The sequence below is a fragment of the Pseudomonas sp. WS 5411 genome (assembly GCF_012985595.1).
Lineage (GTDB): Bacteria > Pseudomonadota > Gammaproteobacteria > Pseudomonadales > Pseudomonadaceae > Aquipseudomonas > Aquipseudomonas shahriarae.
In genome coordinates this window covers 600,360-624,469 of record NZ_JAARMC010000001.1, presented here as the reverse complement: position 1 = coordinate 624,469, position 24,110 = coordinate 600,360, and the positions used below count along the sequence as shown (strand labels likewise).

Genomic DNA, 24,110 nt, shown 5'->3' with positions numbered 1-24,110 from the left:
GGCAGAAAAGAGGGGCATTCTAACCCAATGGGTTTTAGATGGCATATGAAAGGACATCATGTCGCGGACAAGTGGCGTTCATCCAGAGATGGATGGCGTATTTGATGGCCCCTTCGCGAGCAAGCCCGCTCCCACATTTGAATGTGTTCGCAAATCAAGATGTGGGAGCGGGATTGCCCGCGATGAGGCCATCAGCCCCACCGCAAAACCTCAGTCAAACATGAAAAGAGCGTCGTTACTGAACTGCGCCTCAAACCGATTGGCCGGCATCGGCCGCCCGAACAGGTAGCCCTGCACCTCGTCGCAGCCATGCTCGCGCAGGAAGTCCAGTTGCTCATGGGTTTCCACGCCTTCGGCGATCACCGCCAGGTTCAGGCTGTGGGCCATGGCGATGATTGCCCGGGCGATCTGCGCATCCTGTTCGCCGGACGGCAGGCCGTCGACGAAAGTGCGGTCGATCTTCAGCACGTCGATGGGGAATTGCTTGAGGTAATTGAGCGATGAGTAGCCGGTGCCGAAGTCGTCCACAGCGATGCTCAGGCCGAGGTTTTTCAGGCTGGCAAGGATCTGCAGGGCCTCGTTGACCTCGCGCATCAGGATGCTTTCGGTCAACTCCAGCTCCAGGCACGCCGGCGGCAGGCCGGTTTCCTTGAGGATGGTGGCGATCCGCGTGCCCAACTGCCCGTCGGAGAACTGCCGCGCCGAAATATTCACCGAGACCTTGGGCACTCGCACCTTGTTCTGGTGCCAGGTCTTGAGTTGGCGGCACGCCTCGTCGATCACCCAGTCGCCCACGTCCACCACCAGGCCCAGCTCTTCCAGGACCGGGATGAAATCCCCCGGCGGCACCAGGCCACGGCGTGGGTGACGCCAGCGCAGCAGGGCTTCGGCGCCAGTCAAACGTTTGCCATCGCCACTGAACTGCGGCTGGTAATAGAGCACGAATTCGTTCTGGTCCAGGGCATGGCGCAGGTCGCTTTCCAGTTCCAGGCGCTCCAGGGCGCTGGCGTTCATGTCGGCCTGGTAGAACTGGAAGTTGTTCTTGCCGCGTTCCTTGGCGTGGTACATCGCCGTGTCGGCGTTTTTCATCAACTGGCTCAGTTCGTTGCCGTCCTGAGGGCTCAGGGCGATACCGATACTGGCGGTGACAAAAAACTCGCGGCCTTCCAGCACAAACGGCTTCACCAGGCTGGCGAGGATCTGTTCGGCCACATGAATCGCCCGGTTCAGCGCCATTTCGCGGCTGACCCGGGGTTGCAGGAGCAAGGTGAACTCGTCACCGCCCATACGCGCCACCGTGTCGTCCTCGGCCACACAGCCAAGCAGGCGGGTCGCCATTTCCTTGAGCATGCGATCGCCGGCGGCGTGGCCCAGGGAGTCATTGATCGGTTTGAAGCGGTCGAGGTCGAGGAACATCAGCACCACCCACGACTTTTGTCGTTCGGCCGACTGCAACGCGGTGTGCAGGCGGTCCTGGAACAGCGTGCGGTTGGGCAGGTGGGTCAGGGCGTCGTAGTAGGCCAGGCGGTGGATGCGTTGTTCGCTGGCCTTGCGCTCGCTGATGTCGCTGAAGAAGCACACATAGCTGGCCAGGTCGCCCTCGTCATCGAGCACGGCGGTAATACCGACCCAGGCAGGGTAGTGCTCGCCGCTGCGGCGCTTGAGCCACACTTCGCCTTCCCAGGTGCTGTGCTGGTGCAGTTGCTTGAGCACATAGCGCAGGTGGGCTTCCTGCTGTTCGTCGACGGTGAGCATGTTCGGCAGTTGGTCGAGCACATCGGCCACGGCATAACCGCTGACCCGGCTGAAGGCTTCGTTGGCCTGCACGATATAACCGGCCGGGTCGGTGATCAGGATCGCCGAGGTGGAGTGCTCGAATACCGTGGCCGCCATGCGCAGGTCTTTCTCGGCGCGGCGTTGCTGGCTGATATCGCGGCCCACGCCGAGAATGCCTTCGAACGCACCGTGCTCGTCCCACACCAGTACCAGGCGCAGTTCGATCGGCACCTTGCGCCCGTCGGCCCGCAGGCAATCGAACAGGAACAGTTGGGTCTGCACATCGTCGCGCAACAGGGCCAGGGCTTCGGGCTGGTCGAGGGCGCGGCTGACCCGCTCCACCAGGGTGTAGATGCCGGTCAGTTGCTGCGGGTTGGCGATGGTCGATTGCCAGCCGTTCTTGAAGATCCAGTCGACTTCATAGCCCAGCACCGCATTTACCGACGGGCTGACGTAGTTGAGGGCCAGCTTGCTGTCGGTGGAGAAAATCACGTCGCTGATGCTTTCGGCCAGCATGCGGTAGCGCTGCTCGCTGTCGCGCAGGGATTCGCTGGCCTCGATCTGGTCGGTAATGTCTTTGGCCACCCCGATAATCCGCGTGACCTGGTCGGTCTTGTCCCGTGCCAGGGCCTGTTCGCGGATCTCGAAGCGCCGCCATTGGTTGTTGCGGTGGCGAAAGCGCAACTGGCATTGCAACTGCGCCAGGTACCCGGCGGCGCGTTGTTGCTGGCGCAGGTCGTGATAGCTCTCGGCGTCTTCGGGGTGCAGCAGGATCTCCCAGAAGTACTCGCCCATCTGCTGCAGTTCGTGTTTGTTGTAGCCCAGGGTGTGGCCCAGGTGGTGGTTGCTGAAGATCATGCGCTGGCTGATCACATCCTGCACATACAGGTGGTCCGGCACGGTACGCACCACGTCCGACCAGAACGCTTCGCGCTCCACCAGCGACAGTTCCACCAGTTTGCGGCTGGTGATATCACTGATGCTGAGGATCACCGCCTTATAGTCGTGCTGTTCTTCCGGCAGGCGCATGACCAGCCACAGGTACTGGTCGTTGCCCTCGATGTCGCTAAGTTGAATCTCCAGCTCCAGCTGTTTGTGCTGGGTCAGCACCGCTTCAAGCACTGCGTAGCCGATGGCGCTGGTGTTCAGCGGGCAACCGTCGATCAAGCGTTCCCAGGCCTGTTCGCAGGACGCCACGTTCAGCAGGCGCACGGCGACCTGGTTGACCTCGGTGATGCGCAGTTCCTTGAGCAATTGCTGGCGTTGCTCGGGGCTGTTGTGCAGCCACTCCTGCAATTGCTCGCGCGTGTGCAACTGGGCTTTGTCGAAGAAACTGCGCAGGCCCGACAGGTCGAGCACGCACAAGGCCACACCGGTGCCGTCGAAAATATCCTGATAGCGGCGCCGGCCTTCATTGACCTGGCGCTGGCGCCGCCGCATGTTCAGCAGCACCAGCACCGGGATCAGCGAAAAGGCCAGGCCCAGCAGGCACTTGCCGATAAACGCCGGCAGCAGTTGCTCCAGCACAGCGGCGCGATCAAACAGCCCGCGCAGTTGCCAGTCGCTTTTGCTCAAAGGGGTGACCAGTACGGTTTTATTCAGCTCTTCGGGGGTCAGCCCGGCCGACCACTGGCTGGGCATGCCGCTGTCACGGCTGACAACCCGGTGGTTCACCTGGTTTTCAATTGCCCACATCGGGCGTGAGCCCTGGCCGTCCTGGCGCGTCAGGTTGGCCAGGTAATTGGGAGCCAGGCGCAGCACCCAGTACATCTTGGCGCCGCCGCTGGGCTGGTGCAGCAGCAGGTAGATGATGGAGCCGTCGCCGTTATTGCTCAAATAATAGGACTGCGCATGGCTGCGCTTGACCAGTTCTTCGAGCCAGGCACTGTCCTGGCTGTTATCGGCGGAGTCACTGAGGATCGCGCCGCTGGGGGCGAGCAGGGCAACGCTGCGCAGTTCCGGCAACGAGCGTTGCAAGCTGCGCATCAGGGCCTGGTGTTGTTCTTCATTGCGTGGCGGTTCGACGATCGGCAGCAGGTTGAGGGCGATTTGCGCGCTCAGGGCCATGTTCAGGCTGATCTGTTCGGCCAGGTCGGCGCTGTAGTTGATGGTGTATTGCTGTTGGTCTTTCTGGTTCTGCTGCAATTGATCCAGCAGTTGCCAGAACAATAGTGCGAGCAGCAACAGGACCAGCGTCGCCAATGCGCCCTTGAGGGGGCCGTGCAGGGGGGCGCCCGGCGCAATATGGGCTGCGCGCAACGGGCTCGGCTTTGTTACGTTGGTCAAGCTGTGATCCTGCGGTTTGGCTGGATTGGCGCGCGACGTGCACTATAAGCCGGACGCCCGAAGGGCGGCTAGCATGCCTTGAGTTGTGGCAAAGTGCCAGCCCCGCCTGGCAGGACTACAGCGCCGGGCCAGTACTGATCAAGCCATCCGCCAGTTTGAATAGAATGGCCAGTGCAAAGCAACTAATAACCACAGAAGCGGTGCGGTTTATGTTCTGCGGCGTCAGCCAGGCATGCCCGCTGCGTTTGATGCGTGCGCCGAACAGCACCCAGGCGCAGCCCACTGGGATCACCACTGCGGTGAATTGCATGACGAACTGCCCATATAAGGCCAGATCGGCAAAGGTCTGCACCGGCACGATGAACGAAACCACCAGCAAACCCTTGGGGTTGATCAGCGTCAGTAAAAAGAAGTGCCACCTCGACACCCGCGCTCCGGGCAGCAGGGACAGGTCGACGGCGGGCTCGCGCCACAGGTCGTATGAGGTCTTGACCAGGTAACAAATAGAGACGAACTGCATCACCTTCAGGCACCAGGGCGCATTGGCGCCAATATGGCTGAGGGCGTAGCCCCAAAAAGAGATCTGCAGCAGGTAGGCCAGGCACTCCAGCAGGCTCAGGGTCCAGGCCCGCCTGAAACCCGAGAGCACGCCCGAGCGCAATAGCAGGGTATTGGTCGGCCCCGGCATCAAGAGCAATAGCCCAAGTGCAGACATGACGTTAAGCATCGAAGCTGTCTCCCGGGACAGTCAGGGGGTAAGGCGTGGTCCAGAATGCAGGTGGCATGTGTCTTCTTCATCAGGGGGATGTTGCCGGGTATTGTGTTCCATCTGGCCCACAGCAGGAAAAAGCGCGGCTCAAAAGCGCCTGTCAATCTGCCCGCCGTCGCTGACTTAGGTTAACCTTGATCATTCGATGTGCTACGTACAGCGCCATGACGCTACGCAGGCCCTGTTCTCATCTTTTTACGAGGTCCACATTTTGGCTCAATACGTTTTCACCATGCATCGGTTGGGCAAAGTTGTTCCACCGAAGCGGGAAATCCTGAAAAACATTTCGCTGTCCTTCTTCCCGGGCGCCAAGATCGGCGTACTCGGCCTTAACGGTTCGGGTAAGTCCACGCTGCTGAAAATCATGGCCGGCGTCGACACCGAGTTCGAAGGCGAAGCCCGCCCAATGCCCGAACTGAACATCGGTTACCTGCCGCAAGAGCCGATCCTGGACCCGTCCAAGACCGTGCGTGAAGTGGTCGAGGAAGCCGTCAGCGTGATCAAGGACGCCCAGGCCCGCCTGGACGAAGTCTACGCGGCCTACGCCGAGCCGGATGCCGACTTCGACAAACTGGCCGCCGAACAGGCCAAGCTCGAAGCCATCCTGCAGGCTGGCGACGGTCACAACCTGGAGCGCCAGCTGGAAGTCGCCGCCGATGCGCTGCGCCTGCCGGCCTGGGACGCCAAGGTCGAGCACCTGTCCGGTGGTGAAAAGCGCCGCGTGGCCCTGTGCCGCCTGCTGCTGTCGGCCCCCGACATGCTGCTGCTCGACGAACCAACCAACCACCTGGACGCTGACTCCGTGGCCTGGCTGGAACACTTCCTCCATGACTTCCCGGGCACCGTGGTCGCGATCACGCACGACCGGTACTTCCTGGACAACGTCGCGGGCTGGATCCTGGAACTCGACCGTGGCGCCGGTATCCCTTACGAGGGTAACTACTCTGGCTGGCTGGAAGCCAAGTCCGACCGTCTGGCGGCCGAATCCAAGCAGCAGTCGGCCCATGAAAAGGCCATGAAGGACGAACTGGAGTGGGTGCGCAAAGGCGCCAAGGCTCGTCAGTCGAAATCCAAGGCCCGTCTGCAACGCTTCGAGGAAATGCAGTCCCAGGAGTTCCAGAAGCGCAGCGAGACCAACGAAATCTACATCCCGGCCGGTCCGCGCCTGGGTGACAAGGTCATCGAATTCAAGAACGTCTGCAAAGGCTATGGCGATCGCGTGCTGATCGACAACCTGTCGTTCTCCATGCCTAAAGGCGCCATTGTCGGCGTGATCGGGGGTAACGGTGCGGGTAAATCCACGCTGTTCCGCATGCTGATGGGCAAGGAACAACCGGATTCGGGCACCATCGAAGTCGGCGAAACCGTGCAGTTGGCCTGCGTGGACCAGAGCCGTGAAGACCTCGACGGCAGCAAAACGGTGTTCCAGCAGATTTCCGACGGTTCCGACCAGATCCGTATCGGCAACTATGAAATCCCGTCGCGCACCTACGTTGGCCGCTTCAACTTCAAGGGTGGCGACCAGCAGAAATTCGTCAAGGACCTGTCCGGTGGTGAGCGCGGGCGCTTGCACCTGGCCCTGACCCTGAAGGAGGGCGGCAACGTCCTGCTGCTCGACGAACCGTCCAACGACCTCGACGTTGAAACCCTGCGCTCCCTGGAAGAAGCCCTGCTGGACTTCCCGGGCGCCGCGATTGTGATCTCTCACGATCGGTGGTTCCTGGACCGCGTGGCAACGCACATCCTGGCGTACGAAGACGACTCGCAAGCGGTGTTCTTCGAAGGCAACTACACCGAGTACGAAGCCGATCGCAAGAAGCGCCTGGGCGAAGCGGCTGCCCAGCCGCATCGTGTACGGCACAAAAAACTGGCCTGATTCGGGTTGGTTTGAACAAAACGGAGCCTTCGGGCTCCGTTTTTTTTTGGCGCAATTGAGGTGGCCTGAGGTGCCTGCATTAGCGGTTTAACTATTGGTGCATAGCTCGCGGTGAAATCCCTGTTAAGGGGCAGAAAATCAGGGTTATTTATATCTATTGCACCATTTAAATTCACAAAAGCGACATTTTGCCCTGTCGCGGTGCGACATGAATTGATAAAGTCCAGGGCAAATCGCCATTAATGACAATAAATCTGCCGAGACTTTTCATGATTGAATCCGTCGAATCCTTCCTTGCCCGCCTCAAAAAACGCGACCCGGACCAGCCGGAATTCCACCAGGCTGTGGAAGAAGTCCTACGCAGCCTGTGGCCGTTTCTTGAGGCCAATCCCCACTACCTGACTTCGGGCATTCTGGAGCGCATCTGCGAGCCGGAACGCGCGATTACCTTCCGGGTCTCGTGGGTTGATGACCAGGGCAAGGTCCAGGTCAATCGCGGCTTCCGTATCCAGATGAACAGCGCCATCGGCCCTTACAAAGGCGGCCTGCGCTTCCACCCCTCGGTCAACCTGGGGGTGCTGAAATTCCTCGCCTTCGAGCAGACCTTCAAAAACTCCCTGACCTCGCTGCCCATGGGCGGCGGCAAGGGCGGCTCGGACTTTGACCCCAAGGGCAAGAGCGACGCCGAAGTCATGCGGTTCTGCCAGTCGTTCATGAGTGAGCTGTACCGTCATATCGGTGCAGACGTGGACGTCCCTGCCGGCGATATCGGCGTGGGCGCCCGGGAAATCGGTTTCCTGTTTGGCCAGTACAAGCGCCTGAGCAACCAATTCACCTCGGTGTTCACCGGCAAGGGCATGAGCTACGGCGGCAGCCTGATCCGCCCGGAAGCCACCGGCTTTGGTTGCGTGTACTTCGCCGAAGAGATGCTCAAGCGCCAGGGCCAGCGGGTTGAAGGCAAGCGCGTGGCAGTCTCTGGCTCCGGCAACGTGGCGCAATACGCGGCACGCAAAGTCATGGACCTGGGCGGCAAGGTGATCTCCCTGTCCGACTCCGAAGGCACCCTGTACTGCGAGACTGGTTTGACCGAGGAACAATGGTCGGCGCTGCTGGAGCTGAAAAACGTGCAGCGCGGGCGCATCAGCGAGTTGGCCTCGCGTTTTGGCCTGGAATTCCGCGCCGGCAAGACCCCATGGGAACTGGCATGCGACATCGCCCTGCCCTGTGCGACCCAGAACGAACTGGACGCCGAAGCCGCCAGCGCTCTGCTGCGTAATGGCTGCATCTGCGTGGCCGAAGGCGCCAATATGCCGACGACCCTGGAGGCTGTGGATATCTTTATCGACGCCGGTATCCTGTTTGCGCCGGGCAAGGCATCGAATGCCGGCGGCGTGGCAGTGAGTGGCCTGGAAATGTCCCAAAATGCCATGCGCCTGCTGTGGACCGCCGGTGAAGTGGACAGCAAGCTGCATAACATCATGCAGTCGATCCACCATGCCTGTGTGCACTACGGCGAAGAAAACGGCCGGATCAACTACGTGAAAGGCGCGAACATCGCCGGTTTTGTGAAAGTGGCGGATGCAATGCTGGCGCAGGGCATCGTCTAGGCTGCGACCTGAGCGCCACCGAGAATCAATTGTGGGGGCTTGCAGCTCCCACATTCGTTCTGGGTGGTGTCACTGGCTGCGATACGCCCGTGCGGCGTCGCGGTCCTTCTCCTGCTGCCAGGCGCGCTCGCGCTCGTCCCAATGGCGTTCCCTATACTCATCGCGGTCTTCGCTCTCACGCATGGCCTTGCACTGGCGAAAGCCATCTTCCCAACCTTCGGCGTAGGCGCGGTCTTTCAAATAGCGCGGGACGTCCTTGCGAAACGTCCCGGTGATCACCCCGGCCGCCTGGCGCCCACTGCTACAGCCATCGTCAAACCCGTCGGCGAAGGGCGGTGGATAACCCTTGGCCAGCAACTCATCGCGGGTGGACTGGCAGCCTGAAAGCGCCATCACCACCCCCAGCATTACGGCGAACCGCCACATCTCATACTCCCAGGCCGTTAAGCGGCTGATAAGGGAAGTCTAGAAGGGGATTCGTCGGGGAGATGTGAAAAGCGGGTGAGTAATGTGTTTGGGCGGCTTACTCCCTGTGGCGAGCGGGCTTGCCCCGCGTTGGGCAGCGAAGCTGCCCCCAAACCAGGCGCCACGGAGTGTCAGGTGAACCGTATGCTTCTGTGCTGGGGCTGCTGCGCAGCCCAACGCGGGGCAAGCCCGCTCGCCACAGGGGGGGCTCAGGTCATCTTATCGTTAGTCGTAGTACCCTACCGTTTTCTTCAGATGGTCTGAGTATTCGTAAATCTCATCAATGGATGAAATTGCGTGTCGGGTTTCGTTCTTTTCCTCATCAAAAATACCGATGTACTTCTGGCTGCGGTTAAAGTGAAGTCGGCAAATGGGCTTGCGATTATTATCGTCGAGCAAAATCCCGAAGTAGCTTTGTGTATCTCGTTGAACGATCCGCTTGGCATCGACCACCGAGCGCACGACAGCTCTTACGATGTGATATCCCTCTAGTTCTTCAAGTGTCGTTAGAACTTTTTCCTCTGACTCGTCACGTTCAGTCGTGACTGTATTGGCACTGGCAGAGACGGGTAGAGAGGTGATGGTCGGCTGGATAGCGCCACTCATGGCTGATTTGAGTCGATCATTGATTTGGTCGTTGAGAAACTGGCTCAAGGCTTTGCGGGTCAGCTCATAGAACTGCTCACGGATTTTTTGTGTAATGACGCCTTCGTACACCCGAGATGCGAAAACTTTGACGAAGTCATCCTCGGGTTTAGTGAGCTGTGATGCGATGACTTTTTTGATTTGACTGACGTATTTCAGCTCACCAGCTGCATTGATGATTGAGTCGACGTCAAAGGCAGATTTCGTCAGTTTGGTCAGTTCTGGAACCGAGTATTCATCAATATCCAGAAGGTCTAGTTCAAGAAACGGCTTTTCATCCATTTTGTTAGGCGCATCCAGATCCGTAAAAAACTTATAGACCTGACCGTTGGTGAGAATCGAGATTCTTGCACTCGTAACGTGGAAGTAGCGAAACAACTGCGATGCATGGTTGAGGTTCAGTGGCTCACCGATTTTTTTGCACTCTATGAGAATTTGAACCTCGCCGTCCTTCATGATTGCGTAATCAATTTTTTCCCCCTTTTTTGTTCCGATATCGCAGACAAATTCGGGAGTCACTTCCTGGGGGTCGAACACGTCGTAACCCAATACCGTGTTGATAAATGGCATTACAAACGCATTTTTTGTGGCTTCTTCTGTTTGAATGGCTGGACCTTGCAAGCGAATTTTTGCTGCCAGACTGGTGAGCTTTTCGAAAAATTCCATATAAGCCTCTTACCTATTCAGATCCGTGTATAGACATGGTGGCAATTTGATTGCTGTCCGATACTAGACACAAAACTCGATAAAGAGAATTGAGCAAGAGCAACTTTGTGGTAACTAAGGAAAAGCTAAAATTCCCCTAGAATTTTTCTCTCAGTTATCAATGAGTTGGGGAAGGACGAAAAGTATGATTGTGTTTGCAGCGAGAACCGTTCGCGGGAGGGAGGAGTTTGTTCGACAATTAGCCCGAAAGACATGGGGGAGGTTGTGGCGAGCGGGCTCGCCACAGGGGCTTATGTCGTGGGTTGCGCGAGAGCGGCGTGTTCGGCCAGTTCCTGCTGGATGAATGCGCCAATCATCGCGCGGTACACCTGCTCAGTGACGTCGGGGTTGGCGTCCAGGGTCTGCGCTAAATCGCGAACCTTGCTGATGACCTGTTCGACGCGCTGAGGGGCCTTGACCCCATCGCTGTCTTTTTTGAAACCGGCGGCCTGGGACACGAAGCTGCCGCGTTCGGCCAGCAGGGCGACGATCTGTCGATCAAGACGGTCGATGTTTTCCCGGACTTGTTCAAGGGTGGTGCAGGTAACGGCCATGTCGTAAAAACTCCTTAAGGTGCGGGATAAACGCGGGCCCAATGTGGGAGCGGGCTTGCCCTCGATGGCGGTGGATCAGTCATATCCACAGCGACTGACATACCCCTTTCGCGGGCAAGCTCGCTCCCACATTGGATCTTCAATACGCGTTGGGGCCGGTCAGTAGTGATACCACTTCACTTCAAGCATCACTTCGTTCACCGGCGTTGCCAAGTGGCTGAACTCCCGTTGTGCACTCAGGCGCACACCCAGGTTGCGTGATACTTCCCATTGCTGATTCAGGCTGATACTACGCCTTACCTCGCCATTGGTGAAAAAGTCGCCCTTGGCCTCCAGGCTCAGGTTGCCTAGTGGGTTTTTCCACAGCAGGCCGGTATTAAAGCCGGCCGCAGGGGAGATGAATTCGCTGAAGTCGTTGTTATGTTCCACACGTACGGTGCCGAGGGCGAAGCCGAGCATGTCGTCGTGCAGTTGCCAGGTGCCGCCGGCGCCGCCGTTGACATGGCTGACCAGGGTTTCGTCGTCATGTTTGCCCGGTACCCGTTCCAGGCCGCCGGTGACCTGCCAGGACAACGGCTGCAGCAGCTCATTGCGCGGAGTCAGGGAGCGGATGGTCGCCAGGTCCAATTGCTGCAATTGCCAGTTGTTGCCTTCGTACTGGCGCAGTTTCATTTGCAGGATCTCGATCTGCGCGCCCAGGGGGAAGCCTTCGGCGTTGTCGTTGAGGTCGTGGTAGGCCATGCGCAGGCCGTACTCAGCAAAGGCCTTGTCGCCACGGGTGCCGATACCGGCCTGCCAGGTGCGCGACTCATGGCCGTTCTCCGGCAGGCCGGGGCGCTCGATCTGCAGGTCGGGCGCCGGGTTCTGGTTGATCGCCCGCAACAACTCGAAGCTGCGCTGGGAGCGTTCGCTGTCGCGCTCCAGGCCGTTGGCGCGGTAGCGGCCCAGGCGGTAGGCGGCGTCGATGATCAGGGCCTGGCGGTCTTTGCCGAGGGCTTTGAATGTCGGGTCTTGCAGCTGCTTCTGGTCATCGCTGATCTTTAGCACCCATTGCTGCTCGTCACTGTCCAGGGGCTTGGCACGCTCCAGCAATTCGCGTTCGCGGGACGGACGGTAGTCGATCTTTTCCACCAGGCCCGCGTCCTTCACCGCTTTCACGGTGTCGGTGGGGATGGCGGTCAGCGGGAACTGTTCGGTCAGGCGCAGGCCGGGGCGGGCCACTTGCAGCAATTCCAGCAGGCGGTACGAGCAGTTTTCATCGAAGAAGAAGTAGTCGAACTGGATCTGCTTGAGTTCCCACACATGCTCGACCATGCGCTCGGTCTCGACCTGGGTCAGGTTCAGGCGGTATTCCCACAGGTCGCGGTTCTCCAGGCTACGGTATTCCGAGAGTTTTTCCTGGTAGGGCACCAGGGCGAACAGGCCGGGATAACCACCCATCAGGCCTTTCCAGGCGTAGAGGATGCTGTTGTCCGAACCTTCAATGTAGGCGCCGAAGTTGATCGCGTAGCTGAGCAATGCGGTCTTGTTGCTTTGCACGTCAGCCTGGTCGATACGCAGCAAGGTATGGCCGAACATCGACGACGGGCTGTTGAGGTAGGCCGCGGGGAAGATCATCACCGCGCTGTGGGGCGCGACATCCTTGAACCATTGCTTGAATTCGACGCAGTCCACGGCGGGCAGGTCGGTCAGGTGCAACTGGTCCTTGAGCCAGCGGGTGCGGGCCGGATACACGCATTGAGCATGTTTTTCGCCGAGGCTGGCCGGTGCGTAGAGCGCGTCGACGGTGGCCTTGAGTTCGGCGTCCGGGTGGTGCGCGCCGTCTTTGGCGAGGAAGAATTTCGCGTCGCTGACATAGCTGCGCCAGCCTTTGAGCTTGCCGGCTTCGTAGTGCCCCAGCGAGAGCCAGAACGGATCATTGGCCAGGTGCTGCAAACGTTGATCATCAAGGTGCGGCGCCGCATATAGCGGGGCGCAGGCGAAGAGTGCCAGGCTGGCAAGGCGTTTGAGCATAGGGGCAACTTAAGTCGGAATAAATAAAGACCCAAGAAAGGGGCAGGTCCAAAAAATAAAACCCGCGCCGGGTAAGGGCGCGGGCAGGTCGAGCTTAAGCCTGGGTGGCGTATTTCGCCAGGCGGGCATCGCCTTTGAGGATTGCCAGGGTGTTGGAATGCACGTCTTCTGCGGTCACGTCAGCCTTGCTGAAGATCTGCTGGAAGTGCTCGTGAGTCACAGCGGCGAAGTGATCACGATCTTCTGGAGCAACGCCCAGGACCACGGCATAGGTGGTCAGAGCTTCGCCATTGCCTTTGGCCATGTCTTCGGACAGCTCGTTCATCATGCCATTCATGGCAATCCACGATTTGCCGCCGTAAGTCAGCGCGCTGTTGGTGCTGCAACCGTTGGTGCCCGAGGTCATGCCGAAGGTGGCGTTACCGGAGGTGCCGTTGGTGGTGGAAGCGAGGAAGTGAGCCGGCGTGCCGCGCTGGCCTTCGAACAACATGTTGCCCCAACCACAGTTCGGGCCACCTGGCGCTTCGGCCATTGCATTGAGGGAGACAACGGTGAAGAGAGTACCGAGAAGGATCCGTTTCATAGCTTTGTTCTCTTAGTGTGCAAACCAATGGACAAGGGTTCAGGCGCCGCAAAGCACCCTAGGGGCCAGTTATTAGTCCAACCCGCGCAGTTTGGAGTTTAGGCATGTTCCAAGGGTTCCGTGGTTTTTTGTAAAACAATCAATGCAGACTGGTTTTTTTGCAGGCGGCATCCCGTGTCTATGCTTTACCTCAGTCGTGCCTTGCCAGCCGGCTACGCACGGCGCCAGAATGCCGCCATTGCCCCGCCTGATGTAAGGAAGCCCGATGCCTGATCCTGTTGCTGCCAGCTTGCGTCTAGCGCCCGAAGCGCTGACCCGTCCTTTCTCCGCTGAACAGTTCAGCTTCTCGACCACCAATGATTTGGAGCCCTTTCGCGGTGTGCTTGGCCAGGAACGCGCGGTTGAAGCCTTGCAGTTCGGTGTGGCCATGCCGCGCCCCGGTTACAACGTATTTGTCATGGGCGAGCCCGGTACCGGCCGTTTCTCGTTCGTCAAACGCTACCTCAAGGCCGAAGGCAAGCGCCTGCAGACCCCGGCAGACTGGGTCTACGTCAATAACTTCGACGAGCCTCGCGAGCCCCGCGCCCTGGAGTTGCCTGCGGGCGGTGCGGCGCCCTTTATCGCCGATATCAGTGGCCTGATCGACAACCTTGTCGCCACCTTTCCGGCAGTGTTCGAGCACCCAACGTATCAACAGCGCAAAAGTGCCATCGACCGTGCCTTCAACCAGCGCTACGACCGTGCCCTGGATGTGATCGAGCGCCTGGCCCTGGAAAAGGACGTGGCGCTGTACCGTGACAGCACCAATATCGCGTTTACCCCGATGCTCGATGGCAAGGCCCTGGACGAGGCCGAGTTCTCGCAGTTGCCGGAAGCCGACCGCGAGCGTTTCCACACGGATATTTCCGCGTTGGAAGAGCGCCTCAACGAAGAACTCGCCAGCTTGCCGCAGTGGAAGCGCGAGTCCAACAACCAGATGCGCCATTTCAACGAAGAGACCATCACCCTGGCCTTGCAGCCGTTGCTGGCGCCGTTGTCGGAAAAGTACGCCGAGAACGCCGGGGTGTGCGGCTACCTGCAAGCCATGCAGGTCTACCTGCTCAAGACCGTGGTCGAGCTGCTGGTGGATGACGCGAAAACCGACGCCCAGGCGCGCAAGTTGCTCGAAGAGCAGTACTGCCCGAGCCTGGTGGTAGGCCATCCGCTCAATGGTGGGGCGCCGGTGGTGTTCGAGCCGCACCCGACCTACGACAACCTGTTTGGCCGTATCGAATACAGCACTGACCAGGGCGCGCTTTACACCACCTATCGCCAGCTGCGCCCGGGGGCGTTGCACCGCGCCAACGGTGGTTTCCTGATCCTCGAAGCCGAGAAGATGCTCAGCGAGCCATTTGTCTGGGATGCGCTCAAGCGAGCCCTGCAATCGCGCAAGCTGAAGATGGAGTCGCCCCTGGGCGAGTTGGGCCGCCTGGCCACTGTGACCCTCAACCCACAAGTGATCCCGTTGCAGGTCAAGGTCATCATCATCGGCGCCCGTTCGCTGTACTACACCCTGCAAGATCTGGATCCGGACTTCCAGGAGATGTTCCGGGTGCTGGTGGATTTCGATGAAGATATCCCGATGGTCGATGAGAGCCTGGAGCAATTCGCCCAGTTGCTCAAAACCCGCACCTCGGAAGAAGGCATGGCGCCGCTGACCTCGGATGCCGTGGCGCGGCTGGCGACCTACAGCGCCCGCCTGGCGGAGCACCAGGCGCGCCTGTCGGCGCGGATCGGCGACCTGTTCCAACTGGTCAGCGAGGCGGACTTCATCCGTCATCTGGCGGGCGACGAACGCACCGACGCCGGGCATATCGAGCGTGCACTGAAAGCCAAGGCCACGCGCACCGGGCGGGTCTCGGCGCGGATTCTCGACGACATGCTCGCCGGGGTCATCCTCATCGACACGGCGGGTGCCGCAGTGGGCAAATGCAACGGGCTGACCGTGCTGGAGGTCGGTGATTCGGCGTTCGGTGTGCCTGCGCGGATTTCCGCCACGGTGTACCCCGGCGGCAGCGGCATCGTCGATATCGAGCGCGAGGTCAACCTCGGCCAGCCGATCCACTCCAAGGGCGTGATGATCCTCACCGGTTACCTGGGCAGCCGTTATGCCCAGGAATTCCCCCTGGCGATCTCCGCAAGTATCGCCCTGGAGCAATCCTACGGTTATGTCGATGGCGACAGCGCCTCGTTGGGCGAGGCCTGCACGCTGATTTCGGCACTGTCGAAGACGCCGCTCAAGCAGTGCTTTGCCATCACCGGCTCGATCAACCAGTTCGGCGAAGTGCAGGCGGTGGGTGGGGTCAACGAGAAGATCGAAGGTTTCTTCCGCCTGTGCGAGGCCCGTGGTTTGACCGGGGAGCAGGGTGCGATCATTCCCCAGGCCAACGTCGCGACGTTGATGCTCGACGAGAAGGTCTTGCAGGCGGTAAGGCAAGGGCAGTTCCACGTGTATGCCGTGCGCCAGGCCGACGAAGCCTTGAGCCTGTTGGTGGGCGAGCCTGCCGGTGAGCCGGATGCCGAAGGGCAATTCCCCGAGGGCAGCGTCAATGCCCGCGTGGTTGAGCGTCTGCGGGCCATTGCCGAGATGATCAGCGAAGAAGACCTCAAGGAGGCGGAAAAGGAGCTGGCGCAGCAGGCGTTGGCCGCAGCCAAGCCAAGCTGAGGTTTCCACTGTAGGTGCGCGAGCTCGCTCGCCCCTACAGAAGCGTGTCATGATTTTGACTGGGTTTTTCGGGACCAACCGCCGTTGGTCCCTACGGCCTTGGTTTGTACCGGTTTTCTTCTATTCTCAGCTCTAGGGATAGCTACAGGGGTCATGGGATAGAGACAGCCTTGTGTCTGGAGGCTGAACACCGGATCTACCGAGGGTCGCCGCCATGCCGCGCAGCCTTTGCCTCACTCGCCAGTGCCTGGGCCTGGTCACCCGAATTGAATGTTCCATTCGCCCTCTTGCGGGGGATACCGGGATGTGGACGTTGCTGTTTGCCGCAGGAATGACCGGCGAGCAGCCCTCGACCATCAAGTCCCAGGGGCCCTTCCCTGGGCCGTTCGTCGCAGAAAATATGCTGGAATCCATCGTGCAAAGCCTGACCCTGCACGGCTATGAACTGGCCGACGATCCGCAGATATGGTGCCTGCACCTGCAGGCACACCTGCGCCAGCTCAATGGCGGGCGGGTTCATGCGGTTCACCTCTAGCCCACGGCTTATTTGGTCTCGGGCTTGTCCAGCTTGACCTCAAAGCCGTATTGCAGCGTGTTCAGCGCAGTGCGCTGGTAGGTTTCAAGCACGGTCGGCTGGCCATAAAAGTAATGCACGTCAAACAGTGCGGTGCCGTATTCCTCGGCGCGGTGGCTGACGCCTAGGATTTCCTTCAGGTAGTTGCCGCTGGCGTCCTTGGCAAAGAACCGCCAGCTGTCGGAAGGGAACAGCGCCTGGTCGACGATCAGGGCGTTATCTTTCAGCAACAGGCCCTTGGGCAAGTGCGTGGTGTCGAGGGTGTTTTTTTCGATCGTGGCCAGGAACAGCGGGATGGATCCCACCGCATAGGCCGGGGTTTCCGGGAATAAATTGAGATCGTAGGTGATGGCGCCGCGCCATGGGTCGACTTCAAAGGCTTCGGTGGGCAACTCGATGGGTTCCCCGCGGTTGCCTTCATCATCTGCGGTAAAGAACGTCAGCGGGGCGTCGCTGCTGGTGCGTGTCGAGCCGACCAGGTCGTCATTGAAGGTGAAAGGGTGGTCGAAGGTGATGTGGGCGGCGCTGGCGTCCTCTACTGACTGGCTGATGGTGATGCTGCTTTTGAGCTGGTCTTCGGAGAGCGTGGCACTTTTGAGCCAGTCCGCAGCTTGGTCGTCATACACGGTGACCGGCATGGGCAGGCCCTGGACGGTCTTTTCCAGGCTGTTCTTGTCGAAGCGCCGTACAGGCAGCTCCAGATCCTTATGGGTGACTGTCGCGTCGGAGAAATCCAGCACGTTGACCTGCAGCGTATCGATCACCCCGTTGAAGTAGACCTTGGCGTAGTGGCTGGCCTGCTTTTGTTCAAAGGCTTTTTGCGCGTCTTCCAACTGTTTCTCAAAGGCCTCGGACCAGGTGTTCTGCTTGCGCATCTGTGCCAGTTGCTGCTCGTAGAAGGCGACCTGGGAGGCACTTTCGTTGATCGAGCCGGAGCGGGAAAGAAACTGCCCCGTGGTGTCCCGGGCCTGGACCAGCAGCGGGTTGGGTGATTCATCCGCCACTTGTGGCGCCAGGGGGCTGGTGTTGCTCAGCTCGATCTCTGCGTAGTTGTTTTCCAGGGCCAGCAGGGTCAGCGTGATGTTTTCCTGAGTGCGTTTCTGGCCCACGTCCTGGCGGGTCAGGTCGAAGGCCAGGACTTTACTCGGGGCAATCACCTCGACCTGGCCTTTGAGCATGACGGGCTGCGGCTGGCTCTTGTTGTCCGTCTCGATACCTTCGATGAACGGATAGGTCACGGTCAGGTCGTCCGGGTTGGTCAGGTTGGAGCTGCTGGGGCTCAACTGAATACCGGGGTCGGTTTCCGACCATTCCGGCTGGAACGGGATGACCTTGTTGTTGCTCAGGGTCACCGACTGCCATTCCAGGCCATGGGGGAAGGGGAATTGGTCCGGCATATTGAAACTGAACGGGAACACCGGTTGCAGATCGGTCAGGTAGTCCGAGTGCGAGTTCTTGCGCAGGACAAACAGCCCGTTGATGTAGGTATCTACCAGGGCTTGCGGGGTAGGGTAGTGGGCAAGCACGGCCAGGGCGTTTTCCCCGTACTCGGTCTCGACAGGCTTGGTGTCGAGCTTGATGCGCGCCCGCTCCAGTAGCAGCAGCGAGCCGCCCAGTTCGCCTACGGCCTCTTTGAGGCGGGGATCCTGGATGGTGTCCAGGGACTGTTCGAACTGGGCGGTTTTTTCTTCGAGAGTGGCTTGCTTGTGCTCGTCGCTGGGGGAGCAGCCGCTGGCCGCCAGCAATGCCACACACAGGCCAAGACTGGCCAAGGGAGATCGCACATCCATTATTTGAGATTCCTGTCCGGCAGCATCGAGCCACGTTGATGGGGCCGACACTAGCAGAAAAATTGTCTTACAGAAGCGCTACAGGTCAGTTTCCGGGTGGTTATGGCGCGATGTGCGCGGCTGATATACTCGCCGCCATTTCTAGCCAAGCTGTGTGAGATTCCATGGAACGCTTTATCGAAAATGCAATGTACGCCTCCCGCTGGCTGCTGGCGCCGATCTATTTCGGCTTGTCCCTCGGGCTGCTGGCGTTGGCGCTGAAATTCTTCCAGGAAGTGATCCATCTGCTGCCCAATGTCTTTGCGATGGCCGAGTCGGAGCTGATCCTGGTGCTGCTGTCGTTGATCGACATGGCCCTGGTGGGTGGCTTGCTGGTGATGGTGATGATTTCCGGCTACGAGAATTTCGTCTCGCAACTGGATATCGACGACAACAAGGAAAAGCTCAACTGGCTGGGCACCATGGACTCTTCGTCGCTGAAGATGAAAGTGGCGGCCTCCATCGTGGCGATTTCCTCGATCCACCTGCTGCGTATCTTCATGGATGCCAAGAATGTCGATCCACAGCACCTGATGTGGTACGTGATCATTCACATGACCTTCGTGATCTCGGCGTTTGCCATGGGCTACCTGGATAAACTCACCAAGCATTGATCCGCGCCGGGCGCCTGTTTGCCTGGGATTTTGGGCTGATCAAGCGTAGGGCGAGTGTGCTAGTCTGCTCGCCCTTTTAGTTTGGATGACACGCAAGAAACTGCGCTTTTGCAGGATCTTGGGGTTGTCCTACAGCGGAGCCTTTCCATGTCCGAAGTCAATCTGTCCACCGACGAAACCCGCGTCAGCTACGGCATTGGCCGTCAGTTGGGTGACCAACTGCGCGACAACCCGCCACCGGGCGTCAGCCTGGACGCGATCCTGGCCGGCCTGACCGACGCGTTCGGCGGTAAGCCAAGCCGTGTTGACCAGGAACAAATGGCTGCCAGCTTCAAAGTGATCCGCGACATCATGCAAGCCGAAGCAGCCGCCAAGGCTGAAGCGGCCGCGGGTGCTGGCCTGGCTTTCCTGGCTGAAAACGCCAAGCGTGACGGCATCACCACCCTGGCTTCCGGCCTGCAATTTGAAGTGCTGACCGCTGGTGACGGCGCCAAGCCGACCCGTGAAGACCAGGTGCGTACCCACTACCATGGCACCCTGATCGACGGCACTGTGTTCGACAGTTCCTACGAGCGTGGTCAGCCGGCAGAATTCCCGGTCGGCGGCGTGATCGCTGGCTGGACCGAAGCCCTGCAACTGATGAATGCCGGCAGCAAATGGCGCCTGTACGTGCCGAGCGAACTGGCTTACGGCGCACAAGGCGTTGGCAGCATCCCGCCGCACAGCGTTCTGGTATTTGACGTCGAGCTGCTCGACGTTCTGTAAGACCCGCTGCAGGTTACGCCTGGCTCTCTATAGGGCCGGGCTTGTGTGGGGGGCTGGCTTGCCTGCATCGCGAGCAAGCCAGTTCCCACATAAAGCGGGTGGTGGCTCATGGGTGAAACTTGCCATTGAGCTCCGTCACCGGGCGCAACGCTCGGGCATAGCAGAACAGAAACAGATTCCTCACCACCTCCTTCAGCACTCCAGGCTCACTGGAACTCAGGCCGTTGACGTCCAGGTCGCCCTGGTCCTGCAGTTCATTCAGCGCTTCTTCTTCCAGCACCGCACACACTTCGCCGGTTTCCCGATGAAGGATCCGCAGGTAAGGGTGCGGACGGTCCAGCCAGGCATCAATCAAATAAGTCATGGGTCGCATCTCCTTGAAGGGTTTCAATGAGAATAATTCTTATTCGTAGAATAGCAAGTGCCTATTGGCAATTTCCTGGTTTTTCGGAGTGGACATTGTGCAAGGTCAACAGGGCTGGCCTTTTGCTACTGGGGAGGTCATGGGGGGAGGGTGAAACGCCATCCCGCGTCAGGCGCGGGATGGGGGGCAGGCCGGTCAGACCTTGCGGACGAACTCGGACTTGAGCTTCATCGGGCCGATACCGTCGATCTTGCAGTCGATATCGTGGTCGCCATCGCACAGGCGGATGTTCTTGACCTTGGTGCCGACCTTGACCACCAGCGAGGTGCCCTTGACCTTGAGGTCCTTGATCACGGTGATGGTGTCGCCGTCTTGCAGGACGTTACCAACAGAGTCTTTTTTTACGGTCTCATCGCTGGTTGTTTCGGCTTCACCACCGGCGGACCACTCATGGGCGCATTCCGGGCAGATCAGCTGGGCGCCGTCTTCGTAGGTGTATTCGGAATTGCATTTTGGGCAGGGTGGCAACGTGCTCACTAAAGCTCCTTGAAAGTCAGGATGGCTAAAAGTCGCACATTATATAGGGTTTTGTCGGGGGGAGGGGCGATGCGGTCTAAATGTGGAAGCTGGCTTGCCTGCGATGCAGACACCTCGGTCTATCAGCTGTAGCGAGGTGATGCTATCGCAGGTAAGCCGGCTCCCACAGAGCGTTAGTGAGTACGGGCTACCGCAAACTCACTCAGCTCCACCAGGGCATCCCGGTATTCGCTGGCTGGAAGGGCTTCCAGGCATTTGATGGCGCGGGCCACGTAGTCACGGGCCAGTTGTGCGGTGTAGTCGAGCGAGCCCGAGGCTTCCACGGCAGCGCGGATGCTTTCCAGGTCTTCGATGCCGCCTTTCTGGATCGCCTTGCGCACCAGTGCCGCTTGTTCCGGGGTGCCTTCGCGCATGGTGTAGATCAGCGGCAGGGTCGGCTTGCCTTCGGCCAGGTCGTCACCGACGTTCTTGCCCAGGGTTTCTGCGTCGCCGCGATAATCGAGCAGGTCATCCACCAACTGGAAGGCCACGCCCAGATGATCGCCAAAGGTGCGCAGGGCTTCGGCCTGTTCGGCGGTCGCCTCGCACAGGGCGGCGGCGCTGTGGGTCGAGGCTTCGAAGAGCATCGCGGTCTTGCCGCGAATCACTTCCATGTAGGTTTCTTCGGTGGTGCTGGCGTCGCGTACCTTGGACAGTTGCAGCACTTCGCCTTCGGCGATGATGCGCGTGGCCTGGGACAGGATCTTCATCACCGGCATCGAGCCCAGCTCGACCATCATTTCGAACGAGCGCGAATACAGGAAGTCACCCACCAGCACGCTGGGCGCGTTGCCCCACATGGCATTGGCGGTCTCGCGACCCCGGCGCATGCCAGACATGTCGACCACGTCGTCGTGCAGCAGGGTGGCGGTGTGCAGGAACTCGATAGTGGCGGCCAGCAGGCGCAGGTCATCGCCTTCGCGGCCCAGGGCCTTGCCACACAGCAGCACTAATAAAGGACGCAGGCGTTTACCGCCGGCCGAAGTAATGTAGTCGCCAATTTTGGAGACCAGCGGCACTTTAGAAGTCAGCTGCTTCTTGATGATGCCGTCGACGGCGCTAAAATCGTCCGCCACCGCGCGGTAGAAAGCTTGGGGTTGCATCAGCGACAGTCGCTCCAGAAGGGTTGCGCGGCATGCTAGGACCCGCGCCCCTGGGTGTCAAGGCGCGATAGACGGCTACTTGCAAGCCTTCCACAGCTTGCGTACAATCGCGCACCCTGAACTTCCTGGGCAGCACCTGCCTTACGCAATTGCATTCGGGACGTCCATCCCATGCAGCCATGCCAGCCAATACCTCTTCTTATAAAGCGCTGGGTGAGCAGGATTATCGGAGAAATACCATGTCGTACGCAGTAATTGTTACTGGTGGCAAGCAATACAAGGTCGCCCCAGGTGAATACCTGAAGATCGAAAAACTGGAAATCGCTACCGGCGAATCCGTTACTTTTGATCGCGTTCTGTTGGTCGCCAATGGCGATGACGTGAACATCGGCGCTCCAGTTGTTGCTGGCGCTACCGTTGTGGCTGAAGTGATCTCCCAAGGTCGTCACGATAAAGTCCGCATCATCAAGTTCCGTCGTCGTAAGCACCACATGAAGCGTATGGGCCACCGCCAGTGGTACACCGAGATCAAAATCACCGGTATTCAGGCTTAATTTCAGCCTAATTCCTCACTAGGAGAATTGACTCATGGCACACAAAAAAGCTGGTGGTAGTACCCGTAACGGTCGCGACTCAGAAGCCAAACGCCTTGGCGTTAAGATGTATGGCGGCCAGAAAATCATTCCGGGCAACATCATCGTGCGTCAGCGCGGCACCCAATTCCACGCCGGTTACGGTGTAGGCATGGGTAAAGATCACACCCTCTTCGCGAAAATCGAAGGCGTGATCAAGTTTGAAGTAAAAGGCGCGTTCAACCGCCGTTACGTGAGCGTTGTCTCGGCTTAATTGCGAGCTCGCTGGAAAAGCCCTGTCTTGCGACGGGGCTTTTTCGTTTGTGGGGTGAGTCTCTTGCAAAGCTGTTTGTGGTGGGCGAAGGCAGCGGGATTTGCGGTCGCTGATTGAGGTTGCTGCGCTCATTTTTGCAAGAGTCTTATGTCTTGGTTTCTTAAGCTCGTCCGTGCGGCGAGAGGCGTTTTGTTATGAAGTTCGTTGATGAAGTTTCGATCCGAGTAAAAGCTGGCGACGGCGGCAATGGTTGCATGAGTTTCCGTCGCGAAAAGTTCATCGAAAACGGTGGCCCGAACGGCGGCGACGGTGGTGATGGCGGTTCCATCTACATGATGGCCGACGAAAACCTCAATACCCTGGTGGACTACCGTTACACCCGGCACTTCGATGCCGAGCGCGGCTCCAACGGCGGCAGCACTGACTGCACCGGTAAAAAGGGTGAGGATCTGGTGCTGCGTGTACCGGTCGGCACCACGATCATCGACTCTGCCACCCAGGAAGTGATTGGCGACCTGACCAAGGCCGGCCAGAAATTGATGGTTGTGCAGGGTGGTTGGCACGGTCTGGGTAACACCCGATTCAAGTCCAGTACCAACCGTGCGCCGCGCCAGACCACGCCGGGCAAGCCGGGCGAGCAGCGTGACCTGAAGCTGGAAATGAAAGTGCTGGCGGATGTGGGCCTGCTGGGTCTGCCAAACGCGGGCAAAAGTACCTTCATTCGCTCGGTGTCGGCCGCTAAGCCGAAAGTTGCGGATTACCCGTTCACCACTCTGGTGCCAAACCTGGGTGTGGTCAGCGTCGATCGCTGGAAGAGCTTCGTGATCGCGGATATTCCGGGCCTGATCGAAGGTGCTTCCGATGGCGCGGGTCTGGGGATTCGCTTCCTCAAGCACTTGTCCCGTACCCGTCTGTTGCTGCACCTCGTCGACATGGCGCCGCTGGATGAAACCAGTGCGCCGGACGCGGCTGAAGTGATCGTCAACGAATTGACCAAGTTCAGTCCGTCCCTGGCTGAGCGTGACCGTTGGCTGGTGCTGAACAAGTGCGACCAGATCCTCGAGGAAGAGCACGAAGAGCGGGTCAAGGAAATTGTTGACCGCCTGCAGTGGGAAGGTCCGGTCTACGTGATCTCCGCCATTGCCAAAGAAGGCACTGAGCGTTTGACCCGCGACATCATGCGTTACCTGGAAGATCGTGCTGATCGCCTGGCTGCCGACCCGGCCTACAAGGCTGAATTGGCTGACCTCGACCAGCGTATCGAAGACGAGGCGCGTGCCCAGTTGCAGGCGCTGGATGACCAGCGTGCCCTGCGTCGCAGTGGCGTCAAGTCGGTCCATGACATCGGTGATGATGATTGGGACGAGGAAGATGTGGATGATGAAGATGGTCCAGAAATCATTTACGTGCGTGACTGATCTGTTGCGATAAACTTAAGCGCCGCTCAATCGAGCGG

20 protein-coding genes are annotated in these 24,110 nt (G+C 59.3%); 9 read left to right on the top strand and 11 right to left on the bottom strand.

Features of this window, described 5'->3' with window-relative positions; all coding sequences use genetic code 11:
- Positions 1-210: 210 nt before the first annotated feature.
- Complete coding sequence (locus tag HBR93_RS02835; RefSeq protein WP_169959795.1) at positions 211-4,062, bottom strand: bifunctional diguanylate cyclase/phosphodiesterase; 3,852 nt, start codon at positions 4,060-4,062, stop codon at positions 211-213.
- 115 nt (positions 4,063-4,177) lie between these two features.
- Positions 4,178-4,789 carry a LysE family transporter gene (locus HBR93_RS02830; protein WP_169959794.1) on the bottom strand — a complete coding sequence of 204 codons (612 nt, stop codon included), beginning with the start codon at positions 4,787-4,789 and terminating at the stop codon, positions 4,178-4,180.
- Positions 4,790-5,042: 253 nt separating this feature from the next.
- Here HBR93_RS02830 and ettA point away from each other — a divergent pair, with 253 nt between their 5' ends.
- Together ettA and gdhA are read left to right on the top strand one after the other, a co-directional pair.
- A complete protein-coding gene (ettA, locus tag HBR93_RS02825; RefSeq protein ID WP_029292090.1) occupies positions 5,043-6,707 on the top strand; it encodes an energy-dependent translational throttle protein EttA in 1,665 nt (554 codons plus the stop codon).
- A 269-nt stretch (positions 6,708-6,976) separates the two neighbouring features.
- The gene (gene gdhA / locus HBR93_RS02820; protein WP_057441126.1) at positions 6,977-8,314 is read left to right on the top strand and encodes an NADP-specific glutamate dehydrogenase; all 1,338 of its coding nucleotides are present in this window, start codon (positions 6,977-6,979) and stop codon (positions 8,312-8,314) included.
- A 69-nt stretch (positions 8,315-8,383) separates the two neighbouring features.
- On the opposite strand, the gene HBR93_RS02815 is transcribed toward gdhA, so the two are convergent.
- The 5 genes from HBR93_RS02815 to HBR93_RS02795 form a co-directional block, all read right to left on the bottom strand.
- Complete coding sequence (locus tag HBR93_RS02815) at positions 8,384-8,740, bottom strand: hypothetical protein (protein WP_057441124.1); 357 nt, start codon at positions 8,738-8,740, stop codon at positions 8,384-8,386.
- A 264-nt stretch (positions 8,741-9,004) separates the two neighbouring features.
- On the bottom strand, positions 9,005-10,090 hold the full coding sequence (locus HBR93_RS02810) for a type I restriction endonuclease (protein ID WP_057958383.1): 1,086 nt from the start codon (positions 10,088-10,090) through the stop codon (positions 9,005-9,007).
- A gap of 290 nt (positions 10,091-10,380) precedes the next feature.
- Positions 10,381-10,683, bottom strand: coding sequence for a chorismate mutase (locus HBR93_RS02805; RefSeq protein WP_169959793.1), 303 nt, complete (start codon positions 10,681-10,683; stop codon positions 10,381-10,383).
- A gap of 159 nt (positions 10,684-10,842) precedes the next feature.
- Complete coding sequence (locus tag HBR93_RS02800) at positions 10,843-12,696, bottom strand: DUF4105 domain-containing protein (RefSeq protein ID WP_169959792.1); 1,854 nt, start codon at positions 12,694-12,696, stop codon at positions 10,843-10,845.
- A 94-nt stretch (positions 12,697-12,790) separates the two neighbouring features.
- Positions 12,791-13,279 carry a DUF3015 domain-containing protein gene (locus tag HBR93_RS02795; RefSeq protein ID WP_057441118.1) on the bottom strand — a complete coding sequence of 163 codons (489 nt, stop codon included), beginning with the start codon at positions 13,277-13,279 and terminating at the stop codon, positions 12,791-12,793.
- 265 nt (positions 13,280-13,544) lie between these two features.
- Between HBR93_RS02795 and HBR93_RS02790 the strand changes: the two genes are divergently transcribed.
- Positions 13,545-15,983 (top strand): ATP-binding protein, encoded by a 2,439-nt coding sequence (locus HBR93_RS02790; RefSeq protein WP_115129040.1) that lies wholly within the window; start codon positions 13,545-13,547, stop codon positions 15,981-15,983.
- Between the two features lie 214 nt (positions 15,984-16,197).
- The gene (locus tag HBR93_RS02785; RefSeq protein WP_057958387.1) at positions 16,198-16,518 is read left to right on the top strand and encodes a hypothetical protein; all 321 of its coding nucleotides are present in this window, start codon (positions 16,198-16,200) and stop codon (positions 16,516-16,518) included.
- A gap of 8 nt (positions 16,519-16,526) precedes the next feature.
- Here the strand turns inward: HBR93_RS02785 and HBR93_RS02780 are convergent, their stop codons facing one another.
- Complete coding sequence (locus HBR93_RS02780) at positions 16,527-18,347, bottom strand: hypothetical protein (RefSeq protein WP_169959791.1); 1,821 nt, start codon at positions 18,345-18,347, stop codon at positions 16,527-16,529.
- A 164-nt stretch (positions 18,348-18,511) separates the two neighbouring features.
- Between HBR93_RS02780 and HBR93_RS02775 the strand changes: the two genes are divergently transcribed.
- Positions 18,512-19,000, top strand: coding sequence for a TIGR00645 family protein (locus HBR93_RS02775; protein WP_057441112.1), 489 nt, complete (start codon positions 18,512-18,514; stop codon positions 18,998-19,000).
- A gap of 147 nt (positions 19,001-19,147) precedes the next feature.
- The gene (locus tag HBR93_RS02770; RefSeq protein WP_038443496.1) at positions 19,148-19,765 is read left to right on the top strand and encodes an FKBP-type peptidyl-prolyl cis-trans isomerase; all 618 of its coding nucleotides are present in this window, start codon (positions 19,148-19,150) and stop codon (positions 19,763-19,765) included.
- Between the two features lie 106 nt (positions 19,766-19,871).
- Here the strand turns inward: HBR93_RS02770 and HBR93_RS02765 are convergent, their stop codons facing one another.
- The 3 genes from HBR93_RS02765 to HBR93_RS02755 all read right to left on the bottom strand — a co-directional run bounded on the left by HBR93_RS02765 (position 19,872) and on the right by HBR93_RS02755 (position 21,808).
- Entirely contained in the window at positions 19,872-20,129 is a 258-nt protein-coding gene (locus HBR93_RS02765) for a hypothetical protein (protein ID WP_038443494.1), read from the bottom strand.
- Positions 20,130-20,324: 195 nt separating this feature from the next.
- The gene (locus tag HBR93_RS02760) at positions 20,325-20,666 is read right to left on the bottom strand and encodes a zinc ribbon domain-containing protein YjdM (RefSeq protein WP_115129038.1); all 342 of its coding nucleotides are present in this window, start codon (positions 20,664-20,666) and stop codon (positions 20,325-20,327) included.
- 173 nt (positions 20,667-20,839) lie between these two features.
- The gene (locus HBR93_RS02755) at positions 20,840-21,808 is read right to left on the bottom strand and encodes a polyprenyl synthetase family protein (protein ID WP_032861875.1); all 969 of its coding nucleotides are present in this window, start codon (positions 21,806-21,808) and stop codon (positions 20,840-20,842) included.
- A 239-nt stretch (positions 21,809-22,047) separates the two neighbouring features.
- On the opposite strand from HBR93_RS02755, the gene rplU reads away from it, so the two are divergent.
- The 3 genes from rplU to cgtA all read left to right on the top strand — a co-directional run bounded on the left by rplU (position 22,048) and on the right by cgtA (position 24,072).
- Complete coding sequence (gene rplU, locus HBR93_RS02750; protein ID WP_003176051.1) at positions 22,048-22,362, top strand: 50S ribosomal protein L21; 315 nt, start codon at positions 22,048-22,050, stop codon at positions 22,360-22,362.
- Positions 22,363-22,396: 34 nt separating this feature from the next.
- Positions 22,397-22,654: a 50S ribosomal protein L27 gene (rpmA, locus tag HBR93_RS02745; RefSeq protein WP_029292052.1), complete on the top strand. Its 258-nt coding sequence runs from the start codon at positions 22,397-22,399 to the stop codon at positions 22,652-22,654.
- Positions 22,655-22,848: 194 nt separating this feature from the next.
- On the top strand, positions 22,849-24,072 hold the full coding sequence (cgtA, locus tag HBR93_RS02740) for an Obg family GTPase CgtA (protein WP_057441108.1): 1,224 nt from the start codon (positions 22,849-22,851) through the stop codon (positions 24,070-24,072).
- The last annotated feature ends 38 nt before the right edge of the window (positions 24,073-24,110 follow it).